Origin of the sequence: Actinokineospora sp., assembly GCF_050699995.1 — a bacterium.
Taxonomy (GTDB): domain Bacteria; phylum Actinomycetota; class Actinomycetes; order Mycobacteriales; family Pseudonocardiaceae; genus Actinokineospora.
This window is the reverse complement of record NZ_JBOHGC010000502.1, coordinates 1-11,035: the sequence shown is the minus strand read 5'-3', so window position 1 is coordinate 11,035 and position 11,035 is coordinate 1. Positions and strand designations below refer to the sequence as shown.

Annotated in this window: 9 protein-coding genes and 1 rRNA gene; all 10 read right to left on the bottom strand. The window is 71.8% G+C overall.

Annotation, left to right across the window (positions count from 1 at the left end):
- Positions 1 to 21: 21 nt before the first annotated feature.
- Positions 22 to 684, bottom strand: a complete 663-nt coding sequence (locus tag ACRDSQ_RS25180) for a hypothetical protein (RefSeq protein WP_431424438.1) — start codon at positions 682 to 684, stop codon at positions 22 to 24.
- A gap of 166 nt (positions 685 to 850) precedes the next feature.
- A complete protein-coding gene (locus tag ACRDSQ_RS25175; protein ID WP_431424437.1) occupies positions 851 to 1,792 on the bottom strand; it encodes a copper transporter in 942 nt (313 codons plus the stop codon).
- Entirely contained in the window at positions 1,789 to 2,973 is a 1,185-nt protein-coding gene (gene steA / locus ACRDSQ_RS25170) for a putative cytokinetic ring protein SteA (protein ID WP_431424436.1), read from the bottom strand. The genes ACRDSQ_RS25175 and steA overlap by 4 nt, the downstream gene beginning before the upstream one ends.
- 186 nt (positions 2,974 to 3,159) lie before the next feature.
- On the bottom strand, positions 3,160 to 4,932 hold the full coding sequence (recN, locus tag ACRDSQ_RS25165; RefSeq protein ID WP_431424435.1) for a DNA repair protein RecN: 1,773 nt from the start codon (positions 4,930 to 4,932) through the stop codon (positions 3,160 to 3,162).
- Between the two features lie 55 nt (positions 4,933 to 4,987).
- A complete protein-coding gene (locus tag ACRDSQ_RS25160) occupies positions 4,988 to 5,875 on the bottom strand; it encodes an NAD kinase (RefSeq protein WP_431424434.1) in 888 nt (295 codons plus the stop codon).
- Positions 5,872 to 6,681, bottom strand: a complete 810-nt coding sequence (locus ACRDSQ_RS25155) for a TlyA family RNA methyltransferase (RefSeq protein ID WP_431424433.1) — start codon at positions 6,679 to 6,681, stop codon at positions 5,872 to 5,874. Before ACRDSQ_RS25155 ends, ACRDSQ_RS25160 begins: the two co-directional genes overlap by 4 nt.
- 4 nt (positions 6,682 to 6,685) lie before the next feature.
- Complete coding sequence (locus ACRDSQ_RS25150; RefSeq protein WP_431424432.1) at positions 6,686 to 6,856, bottom strand: hypothetical protein; 171 nt, start codon at positions 6,854 to 6,856, stop codon at positions 6,686 to 6,688.
- A 110-nt stretch (positions 6,857 to 6,966) separates the two neighbouring features.
- Positions 6,967 to 7,965, bottom strand: a complete 999-nt coding sequence (locus ACRDSQ_RS25145; protein WP_431424431.1) for an HAD-IIA family hydrolase — start codon at positions 7,963 to 7,965, stop codon at positions 6,967 to 6,969.
- An 8-nt stretch (positions 7,966 to 7,973) separates the two neighbouring features.
- A complete protein-coding gene (locus ACRDSQ_RS25140; RefSeq protein WP_431424430.1) occupies positions 7,974 to 10,793 on the bottom strand; it encodes a hypothetical protein in 2,820 nt (939 codons plus the stop codon).
- A gap of 117 nt (positions 10,794 to 10,910) precedes the next feature.
- A 5S ribosomal RNA gene (gene rrf, locus ACRDSQ_RS25135) occupies positions 10,911 to 11,027 on the bottom strand.
- Between the last annotated feature and the right edge of the window lie 8 nt (positions 11,028 to 11,035).

Genomic DNA, 11,035 nt, shown 5'->3' with positions numbered 1-11,035 from the left:
CGCGGCCCTTCCGTCTACTGATTACGGCGTGGGGGAGCAGGCTGTGCGGCCGATTACTACCTCGCCGTTGATGCCGGAGGCGGGGAGGAAGGTGATGCGCATCACGGTGAGGGCGATGCTGCCGTCGTTGGGTTCGGGCAGGGTGATCTCGTTGAAGGTCGCAGTGGCGAGCACCGTGCCGCCGGTCTTGGTGAGGTTCTTGACGTAGCCGCGCGGCATCGGGTTCGGCAGGCCGGTGATGCCCGTCATCCCGGCGAACGACCAGCTCGCGCTGGTGCCGCCCTGCGTCGCGTTGCACGTGACGCGGTAGCTGGTCAGCTTCACCCGCGGGCCGCCCGCGGAGACCAGCGCCGAGAGTTCGAACGCGCCGCCGAGCGCCTCCGACTTGGTCGTGGTGACGTCGTTCTCCGGGTCGACCACGGTCGTCGTGCAGGTGGAGCTCGCGGTGCCCCAGCGCACGCCGGACGCGGTGACACCCGGGGTCGACGCCGTGGTCTGGCCGTCGACGGCGCACTGGGCCAGTGTCGGAACGCTGGTCGTCACGCCGCCCTTGACGAACTGGGCCGATCCGAGTGCCGCGACCCCCGCCGGGTTGGTGGCCAGTGCGGGCGTGGCGCCCGCGACCAAGCCGACCGCCGCCACGGCCGCGCAGAACCCCAGCCGCGTTGCCCTGATGTGTCCCATTGCCGCTCACTTCCCTTGTTCCTGGCGCAGACATCGATGCCTTCATGGGGCACATCGGTCCAGGGACAAGGGAAATGAGCAGGATCACCGGCAGCCCACCCGTCCGTGCGGGCCAGACCATCCGAACGGGTTTCGCGGGTAGTCGACACTCGCTGTGTGTGGAGTTCTACTCGGCTGGGGCACCGGGTGCGGGGGCTTGCGCGTTGCCCGCGTTGCCGTACCGACCCGCCTTGCCTTCCAACTGCTCGCCGAGCGCCAGGATCGTGACGATCCGGCCCGCGGAGGTGTCGGCGTTGTCCACCGTCGAGAGGATCGACGACGCCGCCGTGTCCGCGCGGATCACGCCCACGGCCCCGGTGCCGTTGGCCGAGCCCGCCGATCCGGCGAGCACCGCACCTGCTCCGGAGCGGTCGACCTGGGCGGCGAAGCGCGCGAAGGTGGCCGCGCGGTCGCCCGCGCCGTCACCGGAGGCGGCGCCACCGGTCAGGATGATCGCGAGCTGCGCGGGCTTGAGCTCGGGGGACGCCTTGACGAACCCGCCGTCGGTCAGGCCGGCCAGCACCGCCGCCGACTCCTCGGGGGTGACCTGCGGCTTGTTGTCGGCCTTGTTGATGAGCATCAGCGGACCCAGCAGACCGCCGGCGAGCGAACCGGGGTCGGTGACGGTCGGCAGCTGCACACCGGCTGGCAGCAGGCGGGTGACGATGTCCTTGAGTTCGTCGGCGCGGCTCTGGTCGGCGAACGCGTCGGTCAGCTGCAGTTCACCGGTGACGGTGGCGCCCGCGTTGGTTACCAGTCCCTTGAGGGAGTCACGGTCGGACGGGCGCGCGTCCGCGGTCGTCACCAACACGACCGTGCGCTGCGCGAGGGAACCCTTGACCGCGGCCGGGCCGATGGTCGCGGCGAACGCGTCGGCGTCGCCGAGCCGGGCGTTGAGGGCGTTGCGCTGGTCTTCGAGTTCGGCGACCTGGGTGCCGAGTTCGCTGTTCTCGTTGTTGAGCCCGGACAACAGCGTTCGGCTCAGCGTGGTCGAGCCGAGCACCACGCCGACAGCGAGCGCGAGGAAGACCGCGGCGATCGAGATGACGTGGTAGCGCAGCGAGATCACGAGAACAGCCCCTTGAACCAGTCGACGAACGAGTTCCACGTGCCGATGATCGAGTCCGTGTACGCCGCGCCCACACCGGACACGACGAGCGCCGCGGCGATCGCGACCATGGCGGCCATGACCAGCAGCACGATGGCGGCGACGGACACCCGGCTGCGGTGCAGCGCGGCGACCGCCTTGCCGTCGACGAGCTTGCTGCCCAGCTTGAGCCGGGTCAGGAAGGTGGACGGGTTGGAGCCGGAGCGGCCCCGGTCGAGGAATTCGCGCAGGGTGGCCTGGAAGCCGACCGTCACCACCAGGGTGGCGTCGTGGGAGTCGGCCAGCAGCAGGGCCAAGTCCTCGGCGTTGCCGGACGCGGGGAACGTCACCGCGCCGATGCCCAGGTCCTGGATGCGCGCGAGACCGGGCGCGTGCCCGTCGGTCTGGGCGGGCACGACGACCTCGGCGCCGGAGCGCAGCGTCTCGGTGCTGATGCCACGCGGGTCGCCCACGATGACGTCGGGCTTGTAGCCGGCGAGGCGCAGCGCGTCCGCGCCGGTGTCGACGCCGACGAGGACCGGGCGGTGCTCGGAGATGTAGCGCTTGAGCAGCTTGAGGTCCGCGACGTGCTCGTGGCCGCCCGCGACGACGACGACCTGCTTGCCTTTGAGCGGCGTGGCCAACTCGGGCACGCCGACACCGTCGAGGATCATCGTGCGCTCGCGGCGGAGGAACTCCATCGTGTTCGCGGAGAACGCCTCGAGCTGCGCGGACATCCCGGCCTTGGCCTCGATCATCTGGTCGGCCACGGACTCGGGGCTCTGCTGGACACCCTGGGCGACTTCCCGCTCGCCGATGTAGACGGTGCCGTCGTGGAGGCGGAGCTTGGTGCCTTCCTTGATCGCCCGCAGCGCGTCCTGGCCGACGCCGTCGATCAGCGGGATACCCGCTCCGACAAGGACTTCCGGCCCGAGATTGGGGAAACGCCCGGAAATGGACGGGGACGCGTTGACCACGGCGCCGACCTCGGCGCGGACCAGGGCGTCGGCCGTGGCGCGGTCGAGATCGAGCTGGTCGAGGACGACGATGTCCCCTTGGGACACTCGCCGCAGCAGGTCACCGGTACGCCTGTCGACCCGTGCGACGCCGGTCACCCCAGGCAGGGCGTGCTGTGATCGATGGAGGACACCGGAAAGCTTCATGGCCCGATGGTGACAAACCGATCCGGCTTGGCCCGTTTGCCACGCCGTCGCGAGTCCCCATTTCCCGACAACGAGTTCTCAATTCAGGCGCGCCAGTCGAAGCTTGGGACGACCGGTTCCCCCGGACTCGAGCCGCCTGAATTGAGAACTCGTTGTCGGGAAGTGGGGACTCGCGGGTTTGGAGGGTCAGCGCCGCTTCGGGCGGGGTTTGCCGCTGAGTTCCCAGTCGTGCTTCTCGCCGTCGGCCAGCGCCAGGAGTTCCTCGGCGTGGGCGCGCCCGGTCTCCGTGGACTCCATGCCCGCCAGCATGCGGGCCAGCTCGATCACCCGCGTCGGCTCGTCCAGGGTGCGCACGTCGCTGCGGGTGACGCCGCCGGTGGCGCTCTTGTCGACGATCAGGTGACGGTCGGCGAAGGCTGCGACCTGGGCCAGGTGGGTGACCACGATGACCTGGTGGCTGCGTGCCAGCCGCGCGAGCCTGCGACCGATCTCGACGGCCGCTCGACCACCCACGCCGGCGTCCACCTCGTCGAACACCAGGGTCGGCACCGGGTCGGAATGGGCCAGGACGACCTCGATCGCGAGCATCACCCGCGACAGCTCACCGCCCGAAGCACCCTTGTGCACCGGCAGCGGAAGCGCCCCATCGTGGGCTACCAGCAACAACTCGACGTCGTCGACGCCGTCGGCGCCCGCGTGCAGGGATTGGCCCGCCACGTCGAGGGCCACCGGGTCGCCGTCGTCGGCGGTGCGGGGGCGGACGGTGATCTGGATGCTGGACTGGCCCATCGCGAGCCCGCCCAGCTCATCGGTGACGGCCTTCGCCAGTTCCTCGGCGGCCTTCTCGCGGGCAGCGGTCAGCGCCACCGCGATGCCGGCGAGCTGCTGGGCCAAGGCGATCTTGCGGGCGGCCAGTTCGCCGAGGGCGCCCTCGGAGGTGTCGAGGCTCGCCAGCTTCTCGTTCGCGTCGCGGGCCCAGGCGAGGACGCCGTCGATGTCGGCGGCGTACTTGCGGGTGATGGTCTTCAGCTCGGCCTGACGCGCGAGGACCTGCTCCAGCACGGCCGGGTCGGCGTCGAGGGAGTCGAGGTAGGCGGTCAGCTCGGAGCCGACATCGGTCAGCAACACGGCGGCCTCGGCCAGGCGCGGTTCCAGCTCGCGCAGCCGGGGGTCATCGGCGCCCGCCAGCCTGCGCTGGGCTTCGCCGATGGCGCCGAGCGCGCCGGGAAGGTCCGGGTCGCCGTCGGGTGAGCCCGACACGGCCATGCCGGCTCCGGTGGCGGCTTCACGCAGCTGGTCCGCGTCGGCGAGCCTGCGGGCGCGGTCGACCAGGTCGACGTCCTCGCCGGGCTTCGGGTCGACCGCGGCGATCTCGTCGAGACCCAGGCGCAGGATGTCGGCCTCGCGGGCCATCTCCTTGGCGCGGCGGGTCCGGTCGGTGAGTTCGGTGCTGACGGCGATCCACTCGTCGCGGACGCGGCGGTAGTCGGCCAGCACGGAGCTGACGGCCTCACCGGCGTAGCGGTCGATGACCGCGCGCTGCTCGGTCGGGCGCAGCAGTCGGAGCTGGTCGTTCTGCCCGTGCACGGCGATCAGCTGCTCGGCCAGGTCGGACAGCACCCCGACCGGCACGGACCGGCCGCCGAGGTGCGCGCGGGAACGGCCGTCGCTGTTGACGCTGCGCAGCGCGATCAGGCTGCCGTCGTCGTCGGGTTCGGCGCCCGCGTCGGTGGCGACCACCGCGGCCGGCGAACCGGTCAGGCCCTCGAACCGGCCCTCGACGACGGCCTTGGACTTCCCGCTGCGCACACGGGACGCCTCGGCACGGCCGCCGGAGAGCAGGTGCAGGCCGGTGACCACCATCGTCTTGCCCGCGCCGGTCTCGCCGGTGACGACGGTGAATCCGGGGTGGAGCTCCAGCGTGGCCTCATCGATCACGCCGAGATCCTGGATACGCATCTCCGCTAGCACAGGGCGCACCCTAGCGGCTCGGACCGACATGCGGGCGCACGTGTCACCGGGATCGCCACCCCTGGACCGGCAGATCGAACTTGTCCACCAGCCGGTCGGTGAACGGCTCGTCGCGCAGCCGGACCAGCTTGATCGGCAGTTTCCCGCCGGCGATCTCGATCCGGGACCCCGGCGGGATGTCGAAGGTGCGGCGGCCGTCGCAGCACAGCACGGCCGGATGGCCCGCCGGGTCGACCTCGACGGCGACCACCGAGTGCGGCGAGACGGCCATGGGCCGGGAGAACATCGCGTGCGCGTTGCTCGGCACCACGAGCATGGCCTGCACATCCGGCCACACGATCGGCCCGCCCGCGGAGTACGCGTAGGCGGTGGACCCAGTGGGCGTGGCGCACAGGACGCCGTCGCAGCCGAAGGAGGACACCGGGCGGCCGTCGACCTCGATGCGCACGTCGAGGATGCGTTCGCGGCTGCTCTTCTCCACGCTGGCCTCGTTGAGCGCCCACGTGTCGGCGATGATCTGACCGTTGAGCCGGGCGATGACGTCCACGGTCATCCGCTCTTCGACCCGGTAGCCCTGGGTGACGACGAGGCTGACCGCCTCCTCTAAAGCGTCCGATTCGGCTTCGGCGAGGAAGCCGACCCGGCCGAGGTTCACGCCGAGCACCGGCACGCCCGCGGGGCGGGCCAGTTCGGCGGCGCGCAACAGGGTGCCGTCGCCGCCGAGGACGAAGACCAGTTCGGTGCCGACGGCGGCCTCTGGGCCGAGCGGGACCACCCGCCCGTAGCAGGACGGGTCCAGGTCGGGGGCCTCGTCGTCGAGGACGCGCAGCCGCACGCCCGCGGCGGCGAACGCGCCCGCGACCTTCTCCGCGGTGCGCCGGTTCTCGACGCGGCCGGTGTGCACGACCAGCAGGATCTCGCGGTCCGTCATTGCGGCCCTTCCTCGACGGCCTTCTCGACCAGCGCGCGGGCCTCCGCCTCGGGCAGCGGTTCGCCCCGGCGCAGCCAGACGAAGTATTCGACGTTCCCGGACGGGCCGGGCAGCGGGCTGGCCACCACGCCGTGCGCGCGCAGCCCCTTGCGCGCGGCGGTCTCGATGACGCCGAGGACAGCTTCGGCGCGCAGGTCGGGGCTGCGGACGACGCCGCCCGCGCCGAGCCGCTCCTTGCCGACCTCAAACTGCGGTTTGACCATCGGAAGCAGGTCGGCGTCCGGGTTCGCGCAGGCCAGCAGCGCGGGCAGGACCAGGCCGAGGGAGATGAACGACAGGTCGGCGACGATGAGGTCGACCGGGCCGTCGGTGTCCTCGGCGGTCAGGGCGCGCACGTTGGTCTTGTCGCGGACCAGGACGCGGTCGTCGGTCTGCAGGCGCCAGACCAGCAGGCCGCGGCCGACGTCGGCGGCGACGACCTGCGTGGCCCCGCGGCGCAGCAGGACGTCGGTGAATCCGCCCGTGGACGCGCCCGCGTCGAGGCAGCGCTTGCCTTGCACGGCGATGCCGAACGCGTCGAGCGCGCCGATGAGTTTGTGCGCGCCGCGGGAGGCCCAGTTCGGGTCCTCGATGTCGTCGCGCAGCACGATCGGGGCGTCGTTCTCGACGCCGGTGGCGGCTTTGGTCGCTACGGTGCCGCGGATGGTGACCCGGCCGTCGGAGATGAGCTGGGAAGCGTGTTCCCGCGAGCGGGCGAGGCCTCGGCGCACCAGTTCCGCGTCGAGCCGCGCCCTCTTGGGCGGCACCGGGTCAGACCTTGTCGATGCCGGCGAGGGCGGCGGTCAAGGCGACATGCACGGTGTCGTAGCGCTCGACGTGGTCGGCGACCGGCAGCGCGTCGAGGCCGTCGAGACCCGCGACGGCGTCGTTGATGGCCTCGTCGTCGATGGCTGAGTCTCGATCGGTCACAGAGTCGGTCACTGTGTCGATTACAGAGCCGCTGGGCGGCGGCCCGGGGACGGGTCGTGGCCTGGTTTCGTCGAAGTCCACCTGCACCCCTCCACGCTATCCGATCGACGGGTTCGGCCGCGTCAGCGCGGCCCGGAGAGTCCCAACAGGCTCAGCGCTATCGCCGCACCCCTAGTGTCCGGCCGCACGGTCACGGGTCCGCCGTCGCCGTCCCAGTGCGCGGCGCAGAGGGCACGCAGGAGGTCGAGGTGGTCGCCGTCGCCTTCTGCGGTGAGCTGGACGTCGGTCTTCTCGACGGTCCAGCCTGGCTTGTCGGTGAACTCGGGGGCCGGGCCGGTGAGCACGGTGAGGTCTTCGGCGACGTAGGTCGGGCGTTCGTGTGGACCGGCTTCGAGCAGGTCACGCGGGGTGGCGACGCCGGTCAGGACGAGCAGGGAGTCGAGCTTGGCCGTCACGGCGCCTTCGATGTCGGTGTCGAGGCGGTCGCCGACGACCAGGGGGCGGTCGGCGTTGGCGGAACGCACGGACTCGGCCATCAGCGGCTTCGCGGGCTTGCCCGCCACCAGGGGCTCACGGTCCGTCGCGACGCGCAGGGCGTGGACGAGGGAACCGTTGCCGGGCAGCAGGCCGCGTTCGGTGGGGAGGGTGCGGTCGACGTTGCAGGCCACCCACAGCGCCCCGGCGCGGATGGCGACGCACGCTTCGGCGAGGTCGGGCCAGGCGGTCTTCGGGGAGAGGCCTTGGAGGACGGCTTTGGTGTTCGGGCCCGCGACGCGGGCGACACGGAACCCGGCTTTGACCACCTCGTCGGCGAGCGCGTCGGACCCGATGACGAGGACTTCGTCGTCGGGGTCGAGGTGCTCGCCGAGGACAGCGGCGCCCGCCTGGGCGCTGGTGCTGACCTCACCGGGGTCGGCGGTGATGCCGATCCCGGTGAGGTGCGCCGCGACTTCATCCGGTGCCCGTGAGGCGTTGTTCGTGACGAACCGCACCGCGACGCCGTGGTCGCGGGCGGCCAGGACGGCCGGGGCCGCGCCTGGGATGGCTGCGCCACCGCGGTAGACGGTGCCGTCGAGATCGAGCAGCAGAGCGTCGTAGCGGTCGAGAAGCCGGTCGGTCATGAAGATGCTCAGCTCCGGTCGGTGGAGTCCTTGTCGGCGGCGGTGTCGGTGCTCGGCACCGAATCCGCTGCTTCGACGGACTCGTCCGCCGTCGCGTCGCCGGGCTCGTCACCGACCTCGGATGCCTTGTCCGCCAACGGTTCCGCGTCGACATCGACCTCGATTTCGACGGTTTCACCCGGCAGCACCGCGGTCACTTCGGCTTCGTCGGCGCCGAGGGCGAACGCGCGCTCAGCGGCGTCGGTGTCCTCGTCGTCGTCGACCTGGGCGGCGTTGAGGAACCAGCGGATCGCGTCGTCGGTGCGGCCCGCGGCTTCCAGGTTGTCGGCGTAGGCGTAGAACAGGCGCGCGCTCCACGGGTCGTGGCGCTTCGGGTCGAGGTCCGGGCCCTGCAGCGCGACGACGGCGGCTTCGAGCTGCCCCATGTCACGCCGGGCACCGGCACTGACGATCCGCAGTTCCACGGCGACGTCGGCGGGCAGGTCGGGACCGGCTTCCTTCGCCAGTTCCAGGGCCTTCTCGGGCCTGCCCATGGCGCGTTCGCAGTCGGCCATCACGGCGACGTGGGCGTTGCCGCCACTCATCCGGCGCACCGCCCGCAGCTCGGACAGCGCCTCGGCCCACTCCCCCGCGTGGTACGCGGTGAGACCGGCGGCCTCGCGGACGACGGCCACGCGGGCGGCGCGCTCACGGGCGTAGCGGGCGTGCACGAGTGCCCGCTGCGGGTCCTCGTCGATGAGCATGCCCGCGGCCACCAGGTGCTTGCCGATCATCTCGGCCAGCGACTTCGGCAGGCTGCGCAGCCCGGCCCGCGCCTCGACGTCGAGCTTGGCGTAGTCGGCGCCTTCCGGCACCGCCGGGCCACTGTCGTAGGGCGCGTCGCCTTCACGGCGGGGGCGCTCCTCGCGGGGACGGTCTTCCCGACGCGAACCCCGGTCACGGTCGTCACGACGCGGACGACGCTGTTCGTCACGGTCGAACCGGCGCTCGGCCGGGGCCTCGACGTCGGCGCTGTCGGAAACGACGTCAGCCGAAGCTGATTCCGTTGCCTGCGCAGTTTCCGTTGCCCGCACAGTGGATGCGCTGGATTCCACACTGACGACGGACTCTTCCGTCGGCGCGAGGTCTTCGGTGTTCTCGGGGTGCTGGTAGGGCGGACGGTCGTCGCGGTGGCCGGGTCGGAAACCGGGACGATCAGCGGGCTTGTAGCCACCGCGCTCGCTCTTGCCGGTGGGGCGGGTGCTGCGGCCGTCGCGGGCACCGCCACGGTCGTCGCGGGAGCCACCGCCTGCCTTGTAGCCACCACGGTCGTCACGCGAACCGGTGCTCGACGAGCCTCGGTAGCCGCCGCGGTCGTCCTTGTCGGACGGGCGGTAGCTGGGACGGTCGCCGCGGTCGCTGGAGCCACGGCTGTCCCGGTCCGACGAGCGGTAGCTCGGGCGGTCGCCGCGGTCACTCGTGCTCGACGAACCCCGGTAACCACCGCGGTCGTCCTTGCCCGAGGGACGGTAGCCGGCGCGGTCACCGGAGCCACGGCTGTCCCGGTCGGACGAGCGGTAGCCGGCGCGATCGCCGCGGTCGCTTGATGAGCCCCGGTAGCCACCGCGGTCGTCGCGGGAGTCCGAACGCGGGCCCCGGTCGTCACGGTCGTTGGCGCGGTAGCCGGCGCGGTCGCCCTGGCCACGGCTGTCGCGGTCGGCGGGCTTGTAGCCGCCACGGCTGTCCTTGTCGGCCGGGCGGTAACCGCCACGGTCGCTGGTGCTCGACGAACCCCGGTAGCCACCGCGGTCGTCTTTGCTCGCCGCGCGGTAGGTGGGGCGGTCGCCGGAGGTGCCGCGCTCGTAGCCGCCGCGGTTCGGGCGGTCGCCGCGGTCGCTGGAGCCACCACGGCTGTCGCGATCGGCGGGCCGATAGCTGGGACGGTCGCTGGAACCGGTGCTCGACGAGCCCCGGTAGCCGCCGCGGTCGTCCTTGCCGGACGGGCGGTAGCCGCCGCGGTCACTTGAGCCGCCACGGCTGTCGCGGTCCGCGGGCTTGTAGCCACCACGGTCGCTGGAGCCACCACGGGTGTCACGGTCACCGGACTTGTATCCACCGGGGCGCGAGTCGCGGTCGCCGCCGCGGTATCCACCGGTCGAACCGCCACGCGAATCACTCGACCCACCCCGGTATCCACCGGTCGAACCACCGCGCGAATCACTCGACCCACCGCGATAACCACCCGTGGAACCACCGCGCGAATCACTGGACCCACCGCGGTAACCACCCGTGGAACCACCACGGGAATCGCTGGAACCGCCCTTGTACCCACTGGACGAACCGCCGCGGGAGTCGCTGGAGCCACCGCGGTAGCCGCCCGACGATCCGCGGGAGTCACTGGAGCCGCCACGTGAGTCGCGGTCGCCGCCGCGGTAACCACCGCGGTCGTCACGGTCGCTGGACCGCGGGCCGCCGCGGTCGTCGCGCGGGCGGTAGCTGGAGCCTCGCGAGTCGCTGCCTGGGCGCGAGTCGCTGGAGGCGCCTCGGTAGCCGCCTCGGCTTTCGCCGCCTGCGGGGTTCGGGCGGTAGCCGCCGCGGTCCTGGGTGCTACCCCGGTGCGGGCGGCCGGTGTCGCCGGAACGCGAGTCGTCGCGGCGCCACACGGAGCCGGTGGCGCGGTCACCGCCGCGGGAGCTGTCGTCGCGGCGGGGCTTGAAGTCGCGGCTTGTTGAGGTGTCGCGGCGGGGGGCGCCACGGCTGCCACTGTTCGCGCGGCCCGTTCCCGATCCGCGGTCGCTGCCCCGGCGGTCGTTGCCGCCCGAATCGTCCCGTCGCCCGAACTCCGACACTTGGTCCTCCCGCGTGCGGGTCCTGCCCCGCAACAATTTCTCTACAATGACACCAAAGGGGCCTGTGGACAGTGCACGCTTAAACGTGCTCCTCCACAAGCCCCTTTGGGAATGATTGTCCGGCGGCGTCCTACTCTCCCACACCCTCACGAGTGCAGTACCATCGGCGCTGGCAGGCTTAGCTTCCGGGTTCGGGATGGGACCGGGCGTTTCCCTGCCGCTATGACCGCCGTAACTCTATG